The organism is Paracoccus sp. MKU1 (assembly GCF_001447385.1).
Lineage (GTDB): Bacteria > Pseudomonadota > Alphaproteobacteria > Rhodobacterales > Rhodobacteraceae > Paracoccus.
Genome location: NZ_LLWQ01000093.1, coordinates 1 through 23,554 on the forward strand (window position 1 = coordinate 1; position 23,554 = coordinate 23,554).

General features: G+C 64.7%; 20 protein-coding genes and 1 tRNA gene. 9 read left to right on the plus strand and 12 right to left on the minus strand.

The genetic code is table 11. The features are described 5' to 3' along the window. Window positions 1–663 (plus strand): response regulator (locus tag AQY21_RS06120; RefSeq protein ID WP_058096875.1); only part of this gene is annotated, 663 nt, incomplete at its 5' end. Between the two features lie 122 nt (window positions 664–785). Here AQY21_RS06120 and AQY21_RS06125 read toward each other — a convergent pair. The 10 genes from AQY21_RS06125 to AQY21_RS06175 all read right to left on the minus strand — a co-directional run bounded on the left by AQY21_RS06125 (window position 786) and on the right by AQY21_RS06175 (window position 13,123). Beyond that, a complete protein-coding gene (locus AQY21_RS06125) occupies window positions 786–1,751 on the minus strand; it encodes a nitronate monooxygenase family protein (RefSeq protein WP_058096876.1) in 966 nt (321 codons plus the stop codon). An 84-nt stretch (window positions 1,752–1,835) separates the two neighbouring features. After that, a complete protein-coding gene (locus AQY21_RS06130; protein ID WP_058096877.1) occupies window positions 1,836–2,891 on the minus strand; it encodes an aldo/keto reductase in 1,056 nt (351 codons plus the stop codon). Window positions 2,892–2,911: 20 nt separating this feature from the next. After that, window positions 2,912–3,007: transfer RNA gene (locus tag AQY21_RS06135), tRNA-Sec, on the minus strand. After that, on the minus strand, window positions 3,008–4,939 hold the full coding sequence (selB, locus tag AQY21_RS06140; RefSeq protein ID WP_058096878.1) for a selenocysteine-specific translation elongation factor: 1,932 nt from the start codon (window positions 4,937–4,939) through the stop codon (window positions 3,008–3,010). It abuts the tRNA gene before it with no gap. Window positions 4,940–4,958: 19 nt separating this feature from the next. Then, window positions 4,959–5,867, minus strand: coding sequence for a formate dehydrogenase accessory protein FdhE (gene fdhE, locus AQY21_RS06145; RefSeq protein ID WP_058096879.1), 909 nt, complete (start codon window positions 5,865–5,867; stop codon window positions 4,959–4,961). 24 nt (window positions 5,868–5,891) lie between these two features. Further along, window positions 5,892–6,578, minus strand: a complete 687-nt coding sequence (locus AQY21_RS06150; RefSeq protein WP_058096880.1) for a formate dehydrogenase subunit gamma — start codon at window positions 6,576–6,578, stop codon at window positions 5,892–5,894. Then, a complete protein-coding gene (gene fdxH / locus AQY21_RS06155) occupies window positions 6,578–7,576 on the minus strand; it encodes a formate dehydrogenase subunit beta (protein ID WP_058096881.1) in 999 nt (332 codons plus the stop codon). Before fdxH ends, AQY21_RS06150 begins: the two co-directional genes overlap by 1 nt. After that, window positions 7,573–10,656 (minus strand): formate dehydrogenase-N subunit alpha, encoded by a 3,084-nt coding sequence (fdnG, locus tag AQY21_RS06160; protein ID WP_082658005.1) that lies wholly within the window; start codon window positions 10,654–10,656, stop codon window positions 7,573–7,575. The genes fdxH and fdnG overlap by 4 nt, the downstream gene beginning before the upstream one ends. A gap of 152 nt (window positions 10,657–10,808) precedes the next feature. After that, window positions 10,809–11,885: a hybrid-cluster NAD(P)-dependent oxidoreductase gene (locus AQY21_RS06170; RefSeq protein ID WP_058096883.1), complete on the minus strand. Its 1,077-nt coding sequence runs from the start codon at window positions 11,883–11,885 to the stop codon at window positions 10,809–10,811. After that, window positions 11,885–13,123, minus strand: coding sequence for an aromatic ring-hydroxylating dioxygenase subunit alpha (locus tag AQY21_RS06175; protein WP_058096884.1), 1,239 nt, complete (start codon window positions 13,121–13,123; stop codon window positions 11,885–11,887). Before AQY21_RS06175 ends, AQY21_RS06170 begins: the two co-directional genes overlap by 1 nt. Window positions 13,124–13,936: 813 nt before the next feature. Here AQY21_RS06175 and AQY21_RS06180 point away from each other — a divergent pair. The 7 genes from AQY21_RS06180 (at window position 13,937) to AQY21_RS06210 (ending at window position 21,156) form a co-directional block, all read left to right on the plus strand. Then, the gene (locus tag AQY21_RS06180) at window positions 13,937–14,383 is read left to right on the plus strand and encodes a CopD family protein (RefSeq protein WP_058096885.1); all 447 of its coding nucleotides are present in this window, start codon (window positions 13,937–13,939) and stop codon (window positions 14,381–14,383) included. A 125-nt stretch (window positions 14,384–14,508) separates the two neighbouring features. Beyond that, window positions 14,509–15,780, plus strand: a complete 1,272-nt coding sequence (gene rho, locus AQY21_RS06185) for a transcription termination factor Rho (RefSeq protein ID WP_041529676.1) — start codon at window positions 14,509–14,511, stop codon at window positions 15,778–15,780. 16 nt (window positions 15,781–15,796) lie between these two features. Then, a complete protein-coding gene (gene mnmE, locus AQY21_RS06190) occupies window positions 15,797–17,050 on the plus strand; it encodes a tRNA uridine-5-carboxymethylaminomethyl(34) synthesis GTPase MnmE (protein WP_058096886.1) in 1,254 nt (417 codons plus the stop codon). 8 nt (window positions 17,051–17,058) lie between these two features. After that, the gene (gene mnmG / locus AQY21_RS06195) at window positions 17,059–18,918 is read left to right on the plus strand and encodes a tRNA uridine-5-carboxymethylaminomethyl(34) synthesis enzyme MnmG (protein WP_058096887.1); all 1,860 of its coding nucleotides are present in this window, start codon (window positions 17,059–17,061) and stop codon (window positions 18,916–18,918) included. Then, window positions 18,918–19,499, plus strand: a complete 582-nt coding sequence (gene rsmG / locus AQY21_RS06200; protein WP_058096888.1) for a 16S rRNA (guanine(527)-N(7))-methyltransferase RsmG — start codon at window positions 18,918–18,920, stop codon at window positions 19,497–19,499. The genes mnmG and rsmG overlap by 1 nt, the downstream gene beginning before the upstream one ends. Continuing rightward, a complete protein-coding gene (locus AQY21_RS06205; protein ID WP_058096889.1) occupies window positions 19,492–20,268 on the plus strand; it encodes a ParA family protein in 777 nt (258 codons plus the stop codon). The genes rsmG and AQY21_RS06205 overlap by 8 nt, the downstream gene beginning before the upstream one ends. 9 nt (window positions 20,269–20,277) lie before the next feature. Further along, window positions 20,278–21,156 (plus strand): ParB/RepB/Spo0J family partition protein, encoded by an 879-nt coding sequence (locus AQY21_RS06210; protein ID WP_058096890.1) that lies wholly within the window; start codon window positions 20,278–20,280, stop codon window positions 21,154–21,156. A gap of 128 nt (window positions 21,157–21,284) precedes the next feature. Here AQY21_RS06210 and AQY21_RS06215 read toward each other — a convergent pair whose 3' ends face one another. Together AQY21_RS06215 and hrcA are read right to left on the minus strand one after the other, a co-directional pair. Further along, window positions 21,285–21,827 carry a nucleotide exchange factor GrpE gene (locus AQY21_RS06215; protein ID WP_058096891.1) on the minus strand — a complete coding sequence of 181 codons (543 nt, stop codon included), beginning with the start codon at window positions 21,825–21,827 and terminating at the stop codon, window positions 21,285–21,287. Between the two features lie 7 nt (window positions 21,828–21,834). Further along, window positions 21,835–22,890 (minus strand): heat-inducible transcriptional repressor HrcA, encoded by a 1,056-nt coding sequence (gene hrcA, locus AQY21_RS06220; protein WP_058096893.1) that lies wholly within the window; start codon window positions 22,888–22,890, stop codon window positions 21,835–21,837. An 85-nt stretch (window positions 22,891–22,975) separates the two neighbouring features. On the opposite strand from hrcA, the gene rph reads away from it, so the two are divergent. Continuing rightward, window positions 22,976–23,554: ribonuclease PH (gene rph, locus AQY21_RS06225; RefSeq protein ID WP_058096894.1), on the plus strand; the 579-nt coding region annotated here is incomplete at its 3' end.

Here is a 23,554-nt window from a genome sequence, read left to right on the forward strand (position 1 = left end):
CTGATGGATGGCGAGGACACCCGCATCGGGCTGTTCCGCACCTTCCATGCCATCTGGCAAAGTTCGGGCCAGCCGGTGGAGCTGGAGGCGCAGACCCCGCGCGAGGCCCGCGCCCAGGCGCATCTGCGCGGCCTGACCCCCAACTCGCGCGAGGCGCTGCTGCTGCGCACCATCGAGGAGCTGCGCTACGACCAGATCGCGCAGATCATGCAATGCCCGCAGGCCGAGGCCGAGGAGCTGGTGCAGATCGCGCTGAGCGAGATGGGCCAGTCGCTGACCGGCAAGGTCATGGTGATCGAGGACGAGACCATCATCGCCATGGACCTGAAGGGCATCGTGCAGTCCATGGGCCACGATGTGACCGGCATCGCCCGCACCCATGCCGCCGCCGTCGATCTGGCGCATCAGAAGCGCCCGGACCTGATCCTGGCCGATATCCAGCTGGCCGATGGGTCTTCAGGCATCGAGGCGGTGAACGAGCTGTTGTCCGACATGGGCGACATCCCGGTGATCTTCATCACCGCCTTCCCCGAACGGCTGTTGACCGGCGACCGGCCCGAGCCGGCCTTCCTGATCTCGAAGCCCTATTCCGAGGAGCAGGTGCGCTCGGCGGTCAGCCAGGCGATGTTCTTCGCCTCGACCGAGGGGCTGGCGGTGTCCTGACGCGCCGCCGCCGCGCCGGGTGGCGCGGTGGGGAGGAGTATTTTGGAAACGGTGAAAGGCGCGGGCCCTGGCGCCCCGCCGCGCCGTTGCATGGGTATTTTGGGGAACGAAGAAGCCGAGGGTCAGGCGCAGAGGGCGGCGCGGGCCTGGGCATGTTCGCGGGCGAGGCGGTCGATCAGCTGGGCGGCGGGAAGGATTTCACGCACCGTGCCGATGCCCTGGCCCGAACCCCAGATCTGGCTCCAGGCCTTGGGCCGCGACGAGGCGTCGGCGAAGTTCATGTCCGAGACGTCGCCGCGTTCCAAGCTGGCCGGGTCGAGCCCGGCGGCACGGATCGACGGCGCGAGGTAATTTCCCGACACTCCGGTGAACAACGAGGAGGTGACCACGTCCTCGGCCCCGCAATCTACGATCATCCGCTTGTATTCGGGCTGGGCGTTGGCTTCCTCGGTGGCAATGAAGGGGCTGCCGACATAGGCCAGGTCCGCGCCCATGGCCTGCGCCGCCAGCACCGCCCGGCCGGTGGCGATGGCGCCCGACAGCAGCAGCGGGCCGTCGAACCATTCGCGGATTTCCTGCACCAGCGCAAAGGGCGATTGCGGCCCGGCATGGCCGCCGGCGCCGGCTGCGACCGCGATGAGCCCGTCCGCGCCCTTCTCGATGGCCTTCCTGGCAAAGCTGTTGTTGATGACGTCGTGAAGCGCGATGCCGCCGCAATCATGGGCGGCCGCGTTCACCTCGGGCCGGGCGCCAAGGCTGGTGATCCAGATCGGCACCCGATGCTTGTGACAGATCTCGATGTCGCGCTGGAGCCGTGCATTCGAGCGGTGCACGATCTGGTTCACCGCAAAGGGCGCGGCAGGATTGTCGGGATTGGCCTGGTTGTGGCGGTCCAGCTCCTCCTGGATGCGGGTCAGCCAGGCGTCGAGCTGCGGCGGCTCCCCGTCCTTTTCGCGGGCGTTCAGCGCCGGGAAGCTGCCGACGATGCCGGCCTTGCATTGCGCGATCACCAGTTCGGGCCCCGAGACGATGAACATGGGCGAGGCGACGACGGGAATGCGCAGATGCGACAGGATCGGGGGCAGCATGAAATCCTCGTGGGGCAGGTGACGCGGGCAGATTGCCCGCGCGGCCCTGCGCTGCCAACCCTGCCGTGGCGTCGCGAGGGCGGCTCAGTAGGGCAGCGGGTGGCTGCGGTGCAGCGCGTCGATGCGCTTGAGCACCTCGTCGGACAGCCGCAGTTCCAGCCCGGCCAGCAGGTGATCGAGCTGCGCCGCATCGGTGGCGCCGATGATCGGGATCGCATGGAAGGGGCGCTGGCGGGTGAAGGCGATGGCCATATGGATCGGGTCCAGCCCCAGCTCGGCCGCCAGCCGGTGCCAGGCGGCGACGGCGGCATCGGCGCGGGGCGTGCGCCTCCCGCCCAGATCGCCCGGCCCGCCGCTGGCGCGATCCGTCGCCGCGCGGCTGCCTGCCGGCTCGGCCCCGCCCTGGTATTTCCCGGTCAGCAGCCCCGCCGCCAGCGGCGAATAGGCCAGAAGCGTTACCCTTTCATTCACCGCAAGCTCGGCCAGATCGGTGTCGAAGGCGCGGTAAAGCGGCGAATATTCGTTCTGGATGCTCACCATGCGCGGCGCGCCCAGCCGTTCGGCCGTGTCGATCCAGCGCGCGGCGCCCCAGGCCGATTCGTTCGACAGGCCGATGGCGCGGATCTTGCCGGCACGCCGGGCCTCGTCCAGCGCCAGGAGCACGTCCTCCATATGCGCCAGCGTCGCGGCGCGGTTCTGTTTCGAGGGGTCGTAGCGCCAGTTCTGGCGAAAGGCATAACTGCCGCGCACCGGCCAGTGCAGCTGGTAAAGATCGATATGGTCGGTTTTCAGCCGCCGGAGCGAGGCGTCGATGGTCTGGCGCAGGATGGCGCCGTCGAAGCCCTCCGCCCGCACCTTGTCGCCGGGGCCGGCGGCCTTGGTGGCGATCTGCACCCGGTCGCGGCTACCGCGCGCGGAAAGCCAGTCGCCGACGATTTCCTCGGTCCGGCCCACGGTCTCGCGCCGCACCGGGTTCACCGGATAAAGCTCGGCCGTGTCGATGAAGGTGATGCCGGCGGCCAGCGCGCGGTCCATCTGGGCATGGGCCTCGGACGCCGCGGTCTGGTTGCCGAAGGTCATCGTGCCCAGGCAGACTGTGCTGACGAGAACCTCGCTGCTGCCAAGCGTCGTGCTGTCCATTGCCGTCCTTTCATCGCATCTGGCGGAAGAGAGTGGGAGTCGAACCCACCCGGGACAGGCTCACTGCCCCAACCGGATTTGAAGTCCGGCCGCCCCACCGGGGACGCTTCTCTTCCCTAGTCCCGCTCGTCCGGCCCGTCCGGGGTGAACAGGTCGATCCGGTGGGGGTTGATGCGACGAAGATCGCCCCGACGCAAGGTCAGACCGAGCCGGTCGAAGAAGTCAAGGATCTGGATCGCCACCTTGCGCCCGTTCCGCACCCGGTCGCGAAAATCCGGGGCGGTGAACCAGCCGTCCGGCGCCCGCGCCGAAAGGTCGCGAATGATGCCGACCATCTCGGCCGTGGTGGCGCGGGCGAAGAAATGGTCATGCGCGATCTGGTCGATACGGCCCTGGCGCGCCGCCATGCGCAGGATGCGGCGGACCTCGGGCTCGTCGGCGCCGAATTCCTGGGCAAAGTCGCGCACGCGGGGCGGGCGAAAGCGTTCCTCGCCGGACAGGCGCGGCAGGATGCGATCCAGCAGCGCCTCGTCCTGGGGCGAAAGGCGGGGCAGGTGGCCGGGCAGGCGGATGAAGGCGCCGTCCAGCGCGATAAAGCCCGCCGCCGCCTCGGCCCGCAGGAAGGCGGCGAAATCAGGCTTGGGCAGGCGCGGGTCGAGCGAAAGCCGCAGCTTTTCCCGGCCCAGCCCCTGAAGATCGGCATTCTCGGCGTGAAAGGCGGCGAGTTCCGCCTGCATCCGCTCGCGCAGCGCATCGAGCCGGGCGGGACTTAGCACCTGCCGCGTGCCCGGGACGATGGCGATGCCCGAGGAGGCGATGGCCCGGTCAAGCTCGGCCGGTGACAGCGCCCGGTCGCGGGCAAAGGCGTCGAGGTCGATCAGCGCCAGCCCGGCCAGGGCAACCAGTGCCTTGTCCGGCTCGGGCAGCGCCATGGCACGCAGGACGGCGAGACGTTCGGGCCGGGTGCGGTGACGGGCGGGAGCGCGCAGGTCGATCAGCCGCCCGCCGCCAATGGTGCGCCGGGCCGAGACGTCGCGCAGGATGAAGCGTTCGCCCAGGGTCGCGGCGAGGGGCCGGTCCAGGACAAGCTGCGCCAGCCCTTCCTCGCCCGGGGCCAGCGGCCCCTCCAGCGGCACGATGCGGGCGCCGGTTTCGGCAGCACCCAGATGCAGGCGGGCGGGAAACCATGTGGCCAGCGGCTTGGGCTCGCCGTCCAGCACGCGCAGGATCACGTCGATGCGCTGGGTCGGCGCGTGCAGCGCCGGGTCCAGCGCCACGTCGCCGCGGTGGATCGCCTCGCACGTCACCCCGTCTCCGGCAAGATTCAGGGCGCAACGCTGGCCGGCGAGCCCAGCCTCGGCCTTGCGGTTCTGGGCATGGATGCCACGCACCCGGGCCGGCAGGCCCGAGGGGCTGAGAACGATCTGGTCGCCCGGCGCGACCCGACCCGACAGCACCGTGCCGGTGACGATGGTGCCGGTCCCGGCCAGGGTAAAGCTGCGGTCGACGGCAAGGCGAAAGCGCGCCTCGGCGGCGCGGGCGCCGGTTTCGGCCTCGGCCTGCACCAGCGCCGCACGCAGGGCGCCGATGCCCGCACCGGTCAGCGACGAGACCGGAAAGACCGGTGCTCCGGCAAGGCCGGTGGGGGCCAACAATTCCGCAATCCCGGCGGAAAGCCGGGCGATGCGTTCGGGCGGCGCCAGGTCGGATTTGGTCAGCGCGACCATGCCCCGGGTGATGCCCAGAAAATCCAGGATCGCCAGATGCTCGCGCGTCTGCGGCATGATGCCGTCATCGGCGGCGACCACCAGCAGGGCAAGGTCGATGCCTCCGGCGCCGGCCAGCATGGTATGGACGAATTTCTCGTGCCCCGGCACATCGACGAAGCCGGTCACGGCGCCGCCGCCCAGATCGGCATAGGCGAAGCCCAGCTCGATGGTGATGCCGCGGGCCTTTTCCTCGGCCAGCCGGTCGGTCTCGACCCCGGTCAGCGCCCGGACCAGCGCCGTCTTGCCATGGTCGATATGACCTGCCGTGCCGACGATCATGAGCCGCGCCGCGCCGCCGTCAATAGCCGGTCAGGAAGGGGTTGAAGCCGCCCCGCTTCCATTCGGTGTCCCGCATCATCAGGTCGAGGCCGAGGCTGGCCACATCGTCGGCGACGGACTCCAGCGAGGGGTTGCGGTTCTGATACAGGATCTTGACCCAGCGGTCGCATTCGCGGCAGACCTCGGCCTTGACCGTGGCCTCGCCGGTCTCGACCGAGCGATAGGAGATGCCCTTGGTCGAGCCGCAGCAGAGGCATTTCACCCGCACCTCGTTCCACAGCATCTGGCAGGTGGCGCAGGAACAATAGCGCGCCCCTTCGGCCCCGATGCTTTCGGTCACCAGGCTGGCGACCGGGCGGCCGCCGCAGGCCGGGCAGGTGCCGGTGCGGATCGGCACCAGAAGCGCCGCATCAAGCGCAGCCGCCTGCATCGCGGCATGGATCTGCAAGGCGGCGGCGGCGAACAGATGCGGGGCCACGCTGTCCTCGGGGATGGTGTCGGCCAGCACATTGCCCATCACCCAGTCCAGATCCGCGGGCTCGGCCGCCTGCAATGCCGCCAGCGCCAGCCGGGCGGGCTCGGGCATCTCAAGGGATGCGAGCCGCGCCAGCAGCAGGGGCAGCGCCTGTGCCAGCCCGTCGCGCATGGCGTTGCGGTCGAGCGGCGGCATGCGGCTGGCGCGGGCCAGTTCGATCCGCTCGGGCGGCAGCGGCTCGGGCTGGGGCAACTCGCGGGCCAGTTCCGCCTGCGCCCGGCAGATCCCGGCCAGAAAGCGCAGATAGGGCGCAAGGTTCGGGCTGTGCCCGGCCAGGAAATCGAACCGCTCGGCGCGGGTCGAGAACAGCGCCGCGGGCCGGGGCAGGCGCGCCAGCGGAACCTTGGCGACGCCGCCGATCATCGCGGGATCGGGTTTCAGGGCAGTGGACATGGCTTCCTTTCGGGTCGCTTTGCTCTACTCTGCCGGGCCGCCTCCCTCGCGTCCAGCCAGTTCGCGCAGCCATTTGCGATGGTGCCGCCAAGCCCAGCCGCCGGTCACCGTGCCGCGCGTCATGGCGCGGATGGTGCCGCGGGTCCAGATCGCCGCATAGACATGCAGGATGAAGGTCAGGATGATCGCCACCGCCGCCAGCGCATGGATCAGCACCGCCCAGCGCCGCACCGGGATCGAGACCAGATCGGGGAAATATTGCTGCCAGATCATCACGCCCGAGACGATCAGCACCACGATCAGCACCGACATGGCCCAGAAGACGAATTTCTGCCCGGCATTGTATTTGCCAAGCTCGGGCAGCTTTTCCTCTTCGCCGCGGACGACCTCACCGATATGGCTGACCCAGGTGCGATCCTCGGGGCGGGGCAGGTTCAGCCGCCACATCTGCAGGAACAGCAGCAGGAAGCTGAAGAACAGCAGCACGCCGACAAAGGGGTGCAGCCAGCGCGTCATCTGCCCGCCGCCGAACAGCCTGGTCAGGAAGTAAAGCGCGGGGTGGAACAGCGCCAGCCCCGAAAGCAGCAGCACGATCAGGCTGGCCGCCGTCACCCAGTGGTTGAGCCTCGTGATGCCGCGATAGCGGCTGACCGTGACCGGATGCCGGCTTTCGATATGGTCGCCCGGCTGCGAGAATATGCGTTTCGGCATCACAGCACCTCCCTTCCCGGCGGGACCGGGGGCTCGCGCCCCTCGACCAGTTCCTCGGCATGGATTTCATCCTCGGCCGAGACCTTGTTGGCGCGCGTCATCAGCCCGTGCAGGACCGAACCGATGGCAGCCGCACCGATGGCGGCCAGGCCCAGCGTCTTGGTCACGCCCTTCCAGCCCTCGACCACCGGCGAGATGCGCGGCTGTTCCGGCAGGTTGGAGTAGAGCGAGGGCTGGTCGGCATGGTGCAGCACGTAGAAGACATGCGTGCCGCCCACCCCCTGCGGATCGTAGATGCCGGCATTGTCGTAGCCGCGCGACTTCAGATCCTCGACCCGCGCCTCGGCATGGGCCAGCATGTCGTCCTTGGTGCCGAAGACGATGGCCTGGGTGGGGCAGGCCTTGGCGCAGGCCGGGCCCTGACCCACCGCCACCCGGTCCGAACACAGCGTGCATTTGTAGCTGACATGGGTTTTCTGGCTGATGCGCGGGATGTCGAAGGGACAGCCCGTCACGCAATAGCCGCAGCCGATGCAGTTCTCGTGGATGAAATCCACGATGCCGTTCGAATATTGCACGATGGCGCCGGGGGCCGGGCAGGCCTTGAGGCAGCCCGGATCGGCGCAATGCATGCAGCCGTCCTTGCGGATCAGCCATTCGAAATCGCCGGTTTGCGGGTTCTCGTATTCCGAGAACCGCATCAGGGTGAACATGTCGGGCGTCAGGTCGTGCGGGTTCTCGTAGAGGCCAACGTTTTCCTCGATCTCGGGATAGGTGTCGTTCCATTCGGCGCAGGCCGATTGGCAGGCCTTGCAGCCGATGCATTTCGACACGTCGATCAGCTTGGCCACCGGCGTCAATTCGCGCGTCGGCGGCGGCAGGTCGGGCATGGCCGAGGCGCGGACGACATCGCCCGGCCCCAGATTGGCCTGCATCGGCTGCACCGGCGGATTCGAGACCGCCGTGCGCGGGCTGTCGAGGTTCGGGTCCGTCGTCATGACACGGCCTCCCCTGTCGCGGGTTCGATATTGACCAGGAACGCCTTGAATTCAGGCGTTTCCACATTGGCGTCGCCGACAAAGGGCGTCAGGCTGTTCGGCCCCCAGCCCTTGCGCGCCGCGCCCATGAAGCCCCAGTGCAGCGGGATGCCGATGACATGCACCAGCTTGTCGCCGCATTGCATCGGCTTGATCCGCCCGGTCACCAGCGCCTTGGCCTTGACCTCGCCCCGCTTGGACCAGACCCGCACCCAGCCGCCCGGCCGGATGCCCTTTTCGGCGGCCAGTTCCTCGCTGATCTCAACAAAGAATTCGGGCTGCAAGGCCGCGTTGATGCGGTTGTGCTTGGTCCAGTAGTGGAAATGCTCGGTCAGGCGATACGAGGTCGCCGCGATCGGAAACTCCTCGCTGGTGGCGAATTGCTCGGCATCGCTGGCAAAGACCCGCGCCACCGGGTTGCCGCGCATCTGCGGGTTGAACACGTTGGCGATGGGCGACTCGAACGGCTCCATATGCGTCGGGAAGGGACCGTCGCGCATCATGCCCCGCGTGAACAGGCGCGAGACGCCTTCCTGGTTCATGATGAACGGGCCGACATCGCCGGGCCTGGCCGTGGGCGCGATGTCGGGCACGTCGTAGCCGGTCCATTTCTCGCCATCCCATTCCAGCAGCTTGCGCGAGGGATCCCAAGGCCGGCCCTGCATATCCGCCGAGGCCCGGTTATACAGGATCCGCCGGTTCAGCGGCCAGGAAAAGGTCCAGTTCGGATAGGCGCCGGTCTCGTCGGGGTCGGCATTGTCCCGGCGGGCCATGTTGTTGCCGTCCTCGTTCCAGCAGCCGGAATAGATCCAGCAGGCGCCCATGGTCGAGCCGTCGTCGCGATACTGGCTGAAGTTCAGCAGCTGCTTGCCCCTGGCGGTCAACAGCTTCGTCGGGTCGGCGGTGTCGTAGACATCCGCCAGCGCCCGGCCGTTCATCTCCTTGGCCAGTTCCTCGGGCGAGGGCTCGTCGGGATCGGCATAGTCCCAGGTCAGGTTCAGGATCGGGTCGGGGAAGATCCCGCCCTCCTCCTGATAGAGCTTTTTCACGCGCAGGAAGATCTGCGCCATGATCCAGGTATCATGCTTGGCCTGGCCGGGCGGGGTGGCCGCCGACCAGTGCCATTGCAGCCAGCGCCCGGAGTTGACCAGCGCGCCATCATCCTCGGCAAAGCAGGTCGAGGGCAGTTCCAGCACCTCGGTCTGGATCGAGGCGGTGTCCACGTCGTTGTGCTCGCCGTGGTTTTCCCAGAAATGCGCCGTCTCGGTCGCCAGCGGATCCATGACCACCAGAAGCTTCAGCTTGCTGAGCGCCGCCGTGACCTTGGCCCGGTTCGGGAAGGACAGGAGCGGGTTGAAGCCCTGGCAGAAATACAGGTTCACCCGTCCCGCGTTCATCAGCTCGAACATGCGCAGGATGTCATAGGTCGGCACGTCCAGCTTGGGCAGATAGTGATAGGCCCAGTCGTTCTCGGCGGTGGCGGCGTCGCCCCACATCGCCTTCATGAAGCTGACCATGAACTTGGGATAGTTCTGCCAATAGCTGGTCTGGCCCGGACGCAGCGGCGTGAAGCTGCGGCTGGACATGTAGGTCTGCCAGTCCGGCTCTTTCTCGGTCGGGATGTTCAGATAGCCGGGAATCAGGTTCGACATCAGCCCGATATCGGTCAGGCCCTGGATGTTGGAATGGCCCCGCAGCGCGTTCATCCCGCCGCCCCGGACGCCGATATTGCCCAGGATCAGCTGCAGCATCGCCATGCCGCGGATGTTCTGCGCCCCTTTCGAGTGCTGGGTCCAGCCAAGCGCATACATCGAGGTCATGGTCTTGTCGGGCGCCGAGCACTCGCCGATCATCTCGGCGATCTTGAGGAAGCGGTCCCTGGGCGTGCCGCAGACCTGCTCGACCAGTTCCGGCGTATAGCGCGAGACATGTTCCTTGAGCAGGTTCCAGACGCAGCGCGGATGCTCCAGCGTCATGTCCACGGCGGCAAAGCCGTCCTCGCCGATCACGTAGTCCCAGCTCGACTTGTCATAGTCGCGCTTTTCCGGGTCGTAGCCGGTGAACAGCCCGTCGCTCCAGCCGTATTCGTCCTTCACGATCAGGGGGGCATTGGTGAAGTTCTTCACATAGTCCCACTGCACCTTGTCGTTCTGGATCAGCCAGTTGATCATCGCCATCAGGAAGACGATGTCCGAACCGGGCCGGATCGGCGCATAATAATCGGCCACCGAAGCCGTGCGGGTGAAACGCGGGTCCACCACGATCAGCTTGGCGCCGCGCGTGGCCTTGGCCTCGGTCACCCATTTGAAGCCGCAGGGATGGGCTTCGGCGGCATTGCCGCCCATGACGATCACGAGGTCGGTATTCTTGATGTCGGTCCAGGAGTTGGTCATCGCTCCACGGCCAAATGTCGGGCCCAAACTGGACACCGTGGGGCCGTGTCAGACGCGCGCCTGGTTGTCGAATCCGACGATCCCCATGGACCTGACCACCTTGTAGGTCAGCCATGCGGTTTCATTGGTGGTGGCCGAGGCCGCCAGGTAGCCGGTGGTGGTCCAGCGGTTGACGGGCACGCCGTCGTCGTTGGTCAGCACCATGTTGGCGTCGCGGTCGTCCTTGAGCGCGCGGGCGATCTTGTCCAGCGCCTCGTCCCAGGAGATTTCCTCGAAGGTCGCCGCACCGGGCCGGCGGATGCGCGGCGTGGTCAGCCGCGTCTCGGCATTGACGAAATCCTTGAGCGCCGCACCTTTCGGGCAAAGCGTGCCGCGGTTGGTCGGATGGTCGGCATCGCCTTCGATATGCATCACCTTGGCCTGTTCGCCGGCCTTCAGGTCGCCGTCGGAATAGATGATGATGCCGCAGGCCACCGAGCAATAGGGACAGGTGTTGCGCGTCTCGGTCGTCGAGGCCAGCTTGAAGGCACGCACATGCGCCTGTTCCGCCGCCTCCGCCCCGCCGAAGCCCATGGCCCCCAGCGATGTCGCCGCGACACCCGCGCCGGCCAGTTTCAGGAAACCGCGCCGCGAGAGGTCGATGTTCATCGTGCCCTCCTTTTGCCTGTCGTAGAGATAGGTACCGGATCAGGATTGCGCGGTATGGTAGGTCTGTCAAGCTTGGCACGAAAAAGGCGCGGCCGTGGCCGCGCCCTCAAGTTCCTGTTATTGCGTTATGTTTTTGGTTGCATAACGAATGTTCAGACCTCGACCGAGACCGCCCCGATCGGATGCGAGCAGCAGGCCAGGATATAGCCCTCCTCGATATCCTCGTCGGTGATGCCGCCGTTATGGACCATATGCACTTCGCCTGCGGTCTTCTTGACCTTACAGGTGCCACAGAGGCCGAAGGTGCAGCCCGAGGGGATATTGAGCCCGTTGGCCTTGGCCACCGCCAACACCGTGTCGGTCTCGTGGCATTTCGCCACCACGCCCGAGCTTTCGAAGGTGATCTGCGCGGCGCTTTCCTCGTCCGGGACGACGTCGTCCAGCACCGGGGCCTCGGATTCGTTGCGGATCGGGGCACCGAAGCTTTCCTGGTGGTAATGGTCCATGTCGAAGCCGAGCGCGATCAGCATGTCGCGCACCGCCTGCATGAAGGGCTCGGGTCCGCAACAGAACACCTCGCGCTCCAGATAGTCCGGTGCCATCAGGCCCAGCATGATCTGGTTCAGCCGGCCGCGATAGCCGTGCCAGGTGCGGAACGGATCGGAGTCCTCGACCGTGAAGCGCAGCTGCAACCCCGGCACGCGGTCGGCCATGCCTTCCAGCCGCTGGCGGAAGATGATCTCGCTGGGGCTGCGCGCGGCATGGACGAAGACGATGTCCGGCATCTCTCCCGAATCCCAGGCCCAGGTGGTCATCGACATTACCGGGGTGATGCCCGAACCGGCCGAGATGAACAGGTATTTCGGCGCCTCGTGCCGGACGAAGGAAAAGATCCCCGCCGGCCCGAAGGCCTTGAGCCGCATCCCCGGGCGCAGGTGGTCGATCATCCAGCGCCCACCGACGCTGCCCGGCTGCGCCTTGACCGTGACCGAGATGGACAGCGGCCGCGACGGGCTGGAGCTGATCGTATAGGTGCGCTGCACGTTGCCGCCCGGCACCGGCAGGTCCAGGGTGACGAACTGCCCCGGCTGATAATCGAACCAGGCCCCGGAGGGCGCGCGGAAGGTGAAGGTGGCGGTGTCCGAGGTCTCGGGCACCACCATCACGCATTCCAGCGGCTCGTCGTCCTTCCACGGCTTGTCGCCGAACGCCTTGACCAGAACAGCCATTATTCCGCCGCCATGGCCGGACGCGGCGACAGGCGATCCATCATCTGCCGCACATACCAGTCGACGAAATGGATCACCCCCTCCTCCTGGCTGGGAGAATAGGGGCCGGGCTCGTAGGCCGGGGACAGGATGCCCTTCTGGTTCTCCTCGACCACGCGGCGGTCCTCGTCATTGGTCGCCAGCCAGACCTCGGTTAGCTTTTGCAGGTCATAGTCCACGCCCTCGACCGCGTCCTTGTGGACCAGCCATTTCGAGGTCACCTCGGTCTCGGTCGGAGAGATCGGCAGCAGGCGGAAGACGATGGCATGGTCGGGCAGGAAGTGGTTCCAGCTGGACGGGAAGTGATAGAACATCAGGCTGCCCGCGTCGTTCCAGGGGATCGTGCCCATGCGCCGGTTCACCGCCGCCTTGGTGGACATGGTGAAGCTTTCGGCATTGTTCAGCAGCGGCACGCGGGCGAAACGCCATTGCATCCCGGGCTCGTTCACGAAGCGCGCCGGCAGGCCGGCTTTGTCGCAGCGGTCCCAATGCGACAGGATCTCGGGCGAGGCGGCGTTCGGCCCCTCCATCACCGTCATCAGCGGGTTGTCGGAATAGGTCCGGCAGAGCGAGGGATGGCTGCCGCCGCAATGGTAGCATTCGCGGTTGTTCTCGATCACCAGCTTCCAGTTGCCCTTCTCGACGATGGTCGAGGTGAAGGCGACCTTGGCGTTCGCGAGGTCGCTGGCGCCGACATAGTCGCGCAGATAGGTGCCGAGGCCTTCGAAATCCGGCGGGTTGTCGGCCAGGCAGATGAAGACCATGCCGCCCTCGGTCCGGCAATGCACCGGCTTCAGGCTGAATTGCGACGGGTCGAAATCCGGCCCCATGTCGCGGGCGAACAAAAGCTTGCCGTCGAGGTCATAGGTCCATTGGTGATAGGGGCAGACCAGCTTGGCCGAGCTGCCGTTCTGCTTGGGACAGAGCCGCTGGCCGCGATGGCGGCAGACGTTGTGGAAGGCACGGATCTGGCCGTCAGCGCCGCGCACGATCACCACCGGATATTCGCCGATCTGCAAGGTGGCGTGGTTGCCGGTCTTGGGAATGTCGCAGGAGGGAATGGCGAACAGCCATTCGCGATACCAGAGATTCTCCAGATCGGCGTGGAAGACGCCCTCGTCGCAATAGAGGTCGCGGCCGAGCGAGAAGTTCTTCCGCCGGTTGGCGAGCTGGTCCAGGATTTCGACTGTGTTCAGCATGGCTTGATTCCGTCACAAAGGGGCATCCTTCGTTAAGCATTGCACCCCTTTGCCCGGCCGAAACTTGCCAAATGCGACACCCGGATGACGGAAATTGACATCAGCCGGTTTCGCGCTCCACCGCTCCTTGCCGCATGGCCGAAGGCGGCATCGCGCAAGGCAAGGCAGCGCCCGCGCCGCCGGGCGTCGGGAAGGAAGGCTTGCATGCTTCGCGCCAGAAACGAGCCACGCCATCCGTCGGGCTGGTTCGGGGAAAAGCAAAGCGCAGGCAGAACGATTCCGAACCATACCGAAGACAGACCGTCGCCGGGGAAGCGCGCCGGTAGGGATCGCCCTGCCACCCAACCCCCGTGCTGAGCGGTTCCGTTGCGAAACCGGTCGTCGCGGCTGTGTTGGGCCGGCAATGCAAACCAGCGGGGCGGCATAACCCTGTGGATAAACCGGGGCGACTCAGGGGGCGGGATCTGTGGAGACCTCGCGGCCTTTTTTCCCCAGCTGCTTGGTCGAAGGGACAGAGCAGGAACGGACCCGGTTTCTCCACATGTTCAGAACCTGTCAGAAATCGCCCACAAGCTGTGGAAAAGAAAAATTTTCACAAACTTATCCACAGACGGTTTTCAGCTATACTGCTGTTTCCTTGACGATTTTCCGTTAACGAAGCGTGAACGCCACTTTTTTCCCCAAGGACCTATGCCTGGGGAATTCCGCCGTGGAACAAGGATTTCCCGTCATCCACAGGCCCAACCACAACATCATCCTTAATCTTTATCTTCATTTCTTTTTGATAGAGAGAGGACTGGCTGGAGGAGTGACATGAGCGATTTCCTGCCCCTTGCTTACCCTTGGATCAAAGCCCTGCATGTCATGGCCGTGCTCTCCTGGATGGCAGGGCTGTTCTATCTGCCGCGGCTGTTCGTCTATCACGCGGAACGCGGCCATCTGGGGCAGGAGCCGGCGCAGTCCTTCTGGATCATGGAAGACAAGCTGCTGCGGCTGATCATGAATCCGGCGATGATCGTCACCTGGCTCGCCGGCCTGGCGCTGGTGCTGACGCCGGGAATCGTGGACTGGACGATGATCTGGCCCTGGACCAAAGCTGCCGGGGTTCTGGGAATGACCTGGTTTCACATGTGGCTGGCCGGCCAGCGCCAGGCGCTGCTGCGCGGCCAGGGGTTGAGCGGCCGGCGCTATCGGATGATGAACGAAGTGCCGACCCTGCTGATGGTCGTCATCGTGCTGTCGGTGATCGTCAAATTCTAGGAAGAATTGACTCGCGCCCGGATTCTGCCTATGTGACGCGCATCCGCCGTCCGGCGGGTTTTTCCTGACACAGTTTCCTGCGCGGGCCGATCATGCGTCGGGCAGCGCACGCCCATAGGCTAGATATGACCGAAGAACGCCTCAACCTGTCCGATCTCAAGGCCAAGAGCCCGGCCGACCTGCTGGCCATGGCCGAGGAATGGGAGATCGAGAACGCCTCGACCATGCGCAAAGGCGAGATGATGTTCTCGATCCTCAAGGAACATGCCGAGGAAGGCTTCGAGATCGGCGGCGACGGTGTGCTGGAGGTGGTCCAGGACGGTTTCGGCTTCCTGCGCTCGCCCGAGGCGAACTATCTGCCGGGGCCGGATGACATCTATGTCAGCCCGGACATGATCCGTCAGCACAGCCTGCGCACCGGCGACACGGTCGAAGGCGTGATCCGCGCCCCGGGCGAGAACGAGCGGTATTTCGCCCTGACCAAGGTCGAGAAGATCAACTTCGAGAATCCCGAAAAGGCTCGCCACAAGGTCGCTTTCGACAACCTGACGCCGCTCTATCCCAACGAGCGGCTGAAGATGGAAATCGAGGATCCGACCATCAAGGACCGCTCGGCCCGCATCATCGACCTGGTGGCGCCGATCGGCAAGGGCCAGCGTTCGCTGATCGTGGCGCCGCCGCGCACCGGCAAGACGGTGCTGCTGCAAAACATCGCCCATTCGATCGAGAAGAACCATCCCGAATGCTATCTGATCGTGCTGCTGATCGACGAGCGGCCGGAAGAGGTGACGGACATGCAGCGTTCCGTGAAGGGCGAGGTGATTTCCTCGACTTTCGACGAACCGGCCAGCCGCCATGTCGCCGTCTCGGAGATGGTGATCGAGAAAGCCAAGCGCCTGGTCGAACATAAGCGAGATGTTGTGATCCTTTTGGATTCGATCACAAGACTTGGTAGAGCCTTCAACACCGTGGTGCCCAGCTCGGGCAAGGTTCTGACCGGTGGCGTCGATGCGAATGCCTTGCAGCGGCCGAAGCGGTTCTTCGGCGCGGCGCGGAACATCGAGGAAGGCGGCTCGCTGACCATCATCGCCACGGCGCTGATCGACACCGGCTCGCGCATGGACGAGGTGATCTTCGAGGAGTTCAAGGGTACCGGCAACAGCGAGATCGTGCTGGATCGCAAGGTGGCCGACAAGCGCGTGTTCCCGGCCATGGACATCCTCAAGTCCGGAACCCGCAAGGAGGAACTTCTGGTCGATGCCAAGGATCTGCAAAAGACCTATCTGCTGCGGCGCATCCTGAACCCGATGGGGACCACGGATGCCATCGAATTCCTGATCTCGAAGCTGAAGCAGACCAAGACCAACGGTGAATTCTTCGATTCGATGAACGCCTGACGGCGCGGAGGATGCGGTGGATACGATCTTTGCCGAGGCGACCCCGCCCGGTCGGGGAGGAGTTTCCGTTATCCGCCTGAGCGGACCGAAGGCGCGTGCGGCGTTGGAATCCCTGGCCGGACCGATCACGACGCCTCGGATGGCATCGCTGCGGGCGTTGCGGGACGGCGAGGATCTGATCGACCGCGCCCTGGTGATCTGGTTCGAGGAAGGCCGCAGCTTTACAGGCGAGGAAACGGCCGAACTGCATCTGCACGGCGCGCCCGTCATTGCCAATCGCTTGTCGCAGGCCCTGCTGGCGCGGGGATTGCGGCGGGCCGAGGCGGGCGAGTTTACCAAACGCGCCTTTCTGAATGGTCGCATGGACCTGGCCGAAGCCGAGGGGCTGGCGGACCTGCTCTCGGCCGAAACCGAAGCGCAGCGCAAGCTCGCCATGCGGGCGACGGAGGGCGAGCTGGGGCGCAAGGCCGATGAACTGCGCGCCAAGCTGATCCGGGCCGGGGCGCTGATCGAAGCCAGCATAGACTTTGCCGACGAGGAGGTGCCCGAGGAGGTGCCGGATGAAGCCCTGGACCTGATCGGGGCGGTTCGCGACGATATCCGGCAGTTGCTGGCGAGCTATCCGGCCACAGAACGGTTGCGCCAAGGCTATGAGGTGGCAATCGTCGGGCCGCCGAATGCAGGAAAATCGACGCTGCTAAACCGCATCGGTCAACGGGAAATCGCGCTGGTTTCAGAGATTGCCGGGACCACGCGCGATATCCTTGAATTGCATACCGATCTGCGTGGGCTGCCGGTGACATTCCTGGACACGGCCGGTCTGCGTGAAAGCAGTGATCCGGTTGAGGCAATGGGGGTTGCGCGGGCGTTGCAACGAGCGGAACAGGCGGATCTGCGCATCCATCTGTCGGTCGATGGCGCTTATGCCGAAACCGAGGGCGATATTACCGTGCGCTCCAAGGCGGATTTGCAGCAGGGCGATGGAATTGCCGTTTCAGGCCTGACCGGAGAAGGGGTCGCGGAGTTGCTGAATCTGGTTTATGATCGCCTGCGAGTCAAGGCGGCGGATTCCGGGCTGGTGGGACATAGGCGACAGGCAGAAGCCTTGCAGCGTGCATTGGCTGCTCTGGACATTGACAGCAGCATGGCACCGGAGTTTCTTGCCGAAGCGCTGCGGCAGGCGGCGCAGGCCTTGGCGATGATGGTGGGTCGAGTCGGGGCCGAGGATTATCTGGACGAAATCTTCAGCTCCTTCTGTATCGGAAAGTAAGGTTCCACGTGAAACAATTCGATGTAATCGTGATTGGTGGTGGCCATGCCGGCGTGGAAGCAGCCATGGCTGCGGCGCGGATGGGCGTGGATACCGCGCTGGTCACGCTGAAGCACGACGACATCGGCACCATGTCCTGCAATCCCGCAATCGGCGGCTTGGGGAAAGGCCATCTGGTGCGGGAAATTGATGCGCTTGATGGGGTCATGGGACGTCTGGCCGACGCGGCCGGCATTCAGTTTCGACTTCTGAATCGGCGCAAGGGCCCCGCGGTACAGGGGCCGCGGGCCCAGGCTGATCGCAAGCTTTATCGTGCAGCCGCGGCAAGGGCCGTGGCCGAGCAGGCCAGTTTGTCGGTGATCTTGGGTGAGGCGGCTGAACTGCTGCATGAACATGGCCAAGTGGCCGGCTTGCTGTTGGCGGATGGTACCGAATTGCAGGCGCGGCAGATCATCCTGACCGCCGGAACCTTCCTGAACGGACTGATTCACATAGGCGAAGTCAGCCGACAGGCCGGTCGCTGGGGCGGGTCTGCCTCCCTGACCTTGGCAGCGTCGCTCCGCCCGTTGAATCTGCCGCTGGGCCGGCTCAAGACCGGAACGCCGCCGCGCATTCTGCGGCAAAGCATCGATTGGGACAGTCTGGATCAGCAGCCGGGCGATGAAGATCCGGTGATGTTCTCCTATTTGAACACGGCGCCCGAGGTGTCGCAGGTCAGCTGTGTGATCACGCACACCAACAGCCAGACCCATGAGATAATTCGGAAAAACCTTGTCCGATCAGCGATGTATGGCGGTCGAATCGATGGGGTCGGACCGCGTTATTGCCCCTCGATCGAGGACAAGGTCGTCCGGTTTGCCGACAAGGAATCACATCAGATTTTTCTGGAACCGGAAGGCCTGGACAGCGATCTGGTTTATCCGAATGGAATTTCAACCTCGTTGCCCGAAGACGTGCAGCTTGCCTATCTCCGCTCGATCCGCGGCCTTGAGCAGGCACAGATCGAGCAGCCAGGCTATGCCGTCGAATATGATTATGTCGATCCGCGTGCACTGACGGCGTCGCTGGAGGTCAAGAGCTTGTCGGGCCTGTTCCTTGCCGGGCAGATCAATGGAACCACCGGCTATGAGGAGGCTGCGGCACAGGGATTGGTTGCCGGGCTTAACGCCGCCCTGAAGACGCAAGGCCGTGCGGCGCTGAACTTCAGCCGCTCTCAAAGCTATATCGGGGTGATGATCGACGATCTCATTACCCGCGGTGTCAGCGAGCCTTACCGCATGTTCACGTCGAGGGCGGAATTTCGGCTTTCGCTGCGTGCGGATAACGCCGATCAGCGCCTGACGCCGCTTGGTATCGATATTGGCTGCGTGAGCCAGAGACGTCAGACCGTGTTTTCCGAGAAGATGCGGCGCTATTCGGCGGCTCGGAGCCGTGCGGAATCCATCGCATTCACCCCTTCCGAATTGTCCCGGACTGGGATCGAGGTACGGCATGATGGGGTTCGGCGCAGTCTGTTCTCGCTTCTTGCCCAGCAGGAAATACCAAGAAATCGTGTGCTTGCCTTGGACGACCAGCTTGCCTCGTGCGATCAGGCCATCATTGGGCAATTAGCCACGGATGCGCTCTATCATCAATACACCGATCGTCAGGACAAGGACGCAGAATTGCTGCGCAAGGAGGAGGCGGTGGCCATCCCTGCCGGATTTAACTACGATGCGCTCTCTGGTCTGTCGAATGAGTTGAAGCTCAAGCTCAATCACCATCGGCCAGCGACACTGGCTGCGGCCGCAAGTATCGAGGGGATGACCCCGGCGGCGCTGACGCTGATGCTTGCCGTGATTCGTGCCGGCAGCCGCCAAAGCGCCTGATGAGTGTTTCACGTGAAACAGAGCGTCTCGCTGCCTATGCCGGGTTGCTGCGGAAATGGAATCCTGCAATCAATCTGATTGCACCTTCGACAATCGCTCAGATCGAAGCGCGTCATATCGCAGACAGCCTGCACTTGGCGGAGATTGCCGAAACGGCCGAAGACAACTGGGTTGATCTGGGCAGCGGCGGCGGGCTGCCCGGTATCGTGGTGGCGATCATGAGACCCGATCTGGATCTGACCCTGGTGGAAAGCGACCGGCGCAAGGCTGCATTTCTGCGCAATGCGCTTCGAGAACTCGCTTTGCCTCGGGCAAAGGTGTTGTGTAACCGCATCGAGACCCTGGATCGGCTCGATGCTGCCAATATCAGCGCAAGGGCCCTTGCCCCGCTTCCGCAGCTCATGGCATATGTGGAGCGGCACCTGAGCCCCTCCGGGACGGCATGGCTGATGAAAGGCCGCAATTGGCAGGCCGAGGTTTCTCAGGCGCGAGATGATTGGAAATTCGACCTGAAAACGCATCAAAGCGCGACAGATCCTGACGCGGCCATTCTGGAAATCACGGGAATTCGCCATGCATGACACACGCATCATTGCCGTTGCCAACCAGAAGGGCGGGGTCGGGAAGACCACGACGGCAATCAACCTGGGCGCGGCCCTGGCAGAACAGGGTCAGCGCGTTGCCATCATCGACCTCGATCCGCAGGGGAACGCGTCCACCGGACTGGGCGTGCCGCTGGAGGATCGCGAGTTGACGTCTTATGATCTGTTGACCGGGGAGCGGGCCTTGCAGGAAACCCTGCGCGATACGGCCATCGCCAATCTTCGCATCGTGCCCTCGAATCGCGATCTTGCTTCGGCAGATTTCGAACTTTCGAACCGCCCCGGCCGAACCCAGCTTTTGCGTCGGAAACTGTCGATTCCCTCGGAATTCCACTATATCTTGATTGATTGTCCGCCGGCGCTGGGGCTTCTGACGGTGAATGCCATGGTGGCTTCGGACAGCGTGCTGGTGCCGCTGCAAGCCGAATTTTATGCGCTGGAGGGGCTTTCCCAATTGCTGATGACGGTGCGAGAGGTGCGTCAGACGGCCAATCCCGATCTGCGCATCGAGGGGGTGTTGCTGACCATGTCCGACAATCGCAACAACCTGTCGCAGCAGGTCGAGGCGGATGCGCGCAGCACGCTTTCCGGCCTGGTCTATCGCACGGTAATTCCGCGCAACGTGCGGCTGTCCGAGGCGCCGTCCCATGCCATGCCCGTGCTGCAATACGATCCGAACTCCAAGGGAAGCCACGCCTATCGCGAACTGGCAAGGGAGTTCCTGTCCCGTCAACTCGCGACCGCCTGAGGAGGAATCATGGCAGAGAACAAGCTGGAAAAGCGGGGCCTGGGCCGTGGTCTCTCGGCGTTGATGGCCGATGTGGACCTGATCCCTTCGGAGCGTCCCGCGCCTCGGCAGATCCTGCCGGTCGAGCAGCTGACGCCGAATCCCGACCAGCCGCGGCGCAGTTTTGCCCCTGAGGCATTGCAGGAGCTGGCCGATTCGCTCAAGACACGCGGCATGTTGCAGCCGCTGATCGTCCGTCCGCATCCGACGGATCGCGGCCTTTATCAGATCGTCGCCGGCGAGCGCCGCTGGCGGGCCGCGCAGATCGCCCAGCTCCATGAGGTGCCGGTCATCGTTCGCGACCTGGACGATACCGAGGTGCTGGAAGTTGCCATCGTCGAGAACATCCAGCGGGCCGACCTGAACGCGATCGAGGAGGCGGCCTCCTATCGCCAGCTCATGGACCGTTTCGGCCATACGCAGGAAAAGCTGGCCGAGGCGCTCAACAAGAGCCGCAGCCATATCGCCAACCTGCTGCGCCTGCTGCACTTGCCCGAACAGGTTCAGGCCTGGCTCAAGGAGGGCAAGCTGACCGCCGGGCATGCCCGGGCCCTGATCACCGCATCCAATGCCGTCGAACTGGCGCGCAAGGTGATTGAAAAGAATCTTTCCGTGCGCGAGACCGAAGAGTTGGCGCGCCGTCAAGCCGAAGGCCCCAAAGCCCAGAAATCCAAGGGCGCAAAGCATGAAAAGGATGCCGATACCCGCGCGCTTGAAGGCGATCTGACCGCACATCTCAAGATGAAGGTGGCAATCAATCACGCCGGGAGTGACGGTGGCCAGATGGTCATCACCTATCGCGATCTCGACCAATTGGACAGGCTCTGCCAGATCTTGGCCGGTAATTGATTACTATATCTGGTATGGTTTGATCTGGAGAACACCAGACCTGCCGCGACTCTCGGTGCGAACTGTCAAAGAAAAACCCCGGAGGACAGCTCCGGGGTTTTGCATTTCCGAACGGGTTTCGTGCCGGTTCAGCTTGCGGGGGTCGAGCTGACGCCCACCTTGGCCGGGCGCAGCAGCCGGTCATGCAGCATGAAGCCATTATCCATGACCTGGATGATGCTTCCGGCAATCGTGCCCGGAACCGGGGCCTCGAACATCGCCTCATGCTGCTGCGGATCGAATTTCTCGCCCGGGGCGGGGGTGATGACCTTGATGCCGTGCTTGGCAAAGACATTGTTCAGCTCGCGCAGGGTCAGTTCGACCCCTTCGATCAGCGCGGCGGCGGCCTCGCGCTGCTCCTCGCCGGCGGCCTCCAGCGCGCGGGTCAGCGCGTCATGAACCGGCAGCAGGTCGCGCGCCAGGCGCGAGCCGCCATATTGCTCTGCGTCGCGGCGATCCTTTTCGGCGCGCTTGCGGGCATTCTCGGCATCGGCCAGCGCGCGCATGAAGCGGTCGCGGTATTCGTCCCGCTCGGCGATCAGCGCCTCGACATCGGGCGAGGGGATCTCATCGGCCGGCGGGTCGATGATTTCCTCATCCAGCGGGCTGCCGTTCGGGTTCTCGTTCGTCATGTCCTCATCATCCTTTCCGGCCAGAGAGCACTCGGCCGACAAGCTGCGCAGTATAGTCCACGATCGGCACGATGCGGCCATAGTTCAGCCGCGTCGGACCGATGACGCCGACCGCGCCAACAATCTTTCGGTCGGCATTCATATAGGGCGAAACGACGAGAGAGGAACCGGAAAGTGAAAAAAGCTTGTTCTCGGAGCCGATGAAAATGCGCACGCCCTCGCCCTGTTCGGCCAGTTCCAGGAACTCGGCGATGTCGCGCTTGCGCTCCAGGTCGTCGAACAGGGTGCGGATGCGGTCCAGATCGGCCAGCTCATGCGCCAGCAGATTGGCCCGGCCGCGCACGATCAGCCGCGGATCGCTGCTTTCTCCCTCCCATTGCGCCAGGCCCGAGGAAACCAGCTGGGCCGCGATGCTGTCCAGCTTCTGCCGGCTTGCCTCGATCTCATGTGCGACGCTGCGCCGCAGCTCGGCCAGGGTCCGGCCCTCGGCCACGGCATTGAGGAAATTCGCCGCCTCGCGCATCGAGCTGGCGGTATGGCCCGGCGGCGGGGCAAAGACCCGGTTCTCGACCCGGCCATCGGCAAAGACCAGCACCACCAGCGCCCGGTCGGGGGCCAGGCTCACGAATTCGATATGCCGGACCGGCGCCTCCTGCTTGGGCATCAGCACCAGCGAGGCGCCCTGGGTCAGCGCCGACAGCGCGGTGCTGATCCGGTCCAGCATGGCCCCGGTATTGCCGCTGTCGTCGCCCAGCGTCTCATCGATCATCTCGCGGTCGCCGGGCGAGACCGGCCCGGCCTCCATCAGCCCGTCCACGAACAGCCGCAATCCCAGCTGCGTGGGCATGCGCCCGGCCGAGATGTGCGGGTGATCCAGCAGACCCAGCAGCTCCAGGTCCTGCATCACGTTGCGAATCGTGGCGGCGCTGACCTTTTCGGACATTTCCCGGGTCAACGTGCGCGAGCCGACGGGTTCACCGGTGGCGAGATAGGCTTCGACCACGCGGCGGAAAACCTCGCGCGAGCGGTCGTTCAGATCGGAAAGCAGCGCGGTTTCTGGCATCGGCATTCTGTCAAGACATTCACGGGTTGCGGTCAAGGGCTCCGGACCTGTATCTGAACGGCAAAACCCCCGAAAGGAATGAAAGATGCGCCCCTCTGGCCGGAATTTAAGTGATATGCGCCCGATTTCAATCGAAACGGGCATCATGCGCCATGCCGAGGGCTCCTGCCTGATCTCTTGCGGCGATACCCGCGTGCTCTGCTCGGCGACGATCGAGGACAAGGCGCCGCCCTTCCTCAAGGGTTCGGGGCAGGGTTGGGTGACGGCGGAATACGGCATGCTGCCGCGCGCCACCAACAGCCGCAACCGGCGCGAGGCGGCGGCGGGCAAGCAATCCGGCCGCACGCAGGAGATCCAGCGCCTGATCGGCCGCGCCCTGCGTGCCGGGGTGGACCGCCGTGCCCTGGGCGAGCGGCAGATCGTCATCGACTGCGACGTGATCCAGGCCGATGGCGGCACCCGCTGCGCCGCGATCACCGGCGGCTGGGTGGCGCTGCGGCTGGCGGTGAGCAAGCTGTTGAAGGCCGGCATCGTCACCAGCGACCCGATCATGGACCATGTCGCCGCGGTGTCCTGCGGCATCTATGCCGGGCAGGCGATCCTGGACCTGGACTATGCCGAGGACAGCGAGGCCGGCACCGACGGCAATTTCATCATGACCGGG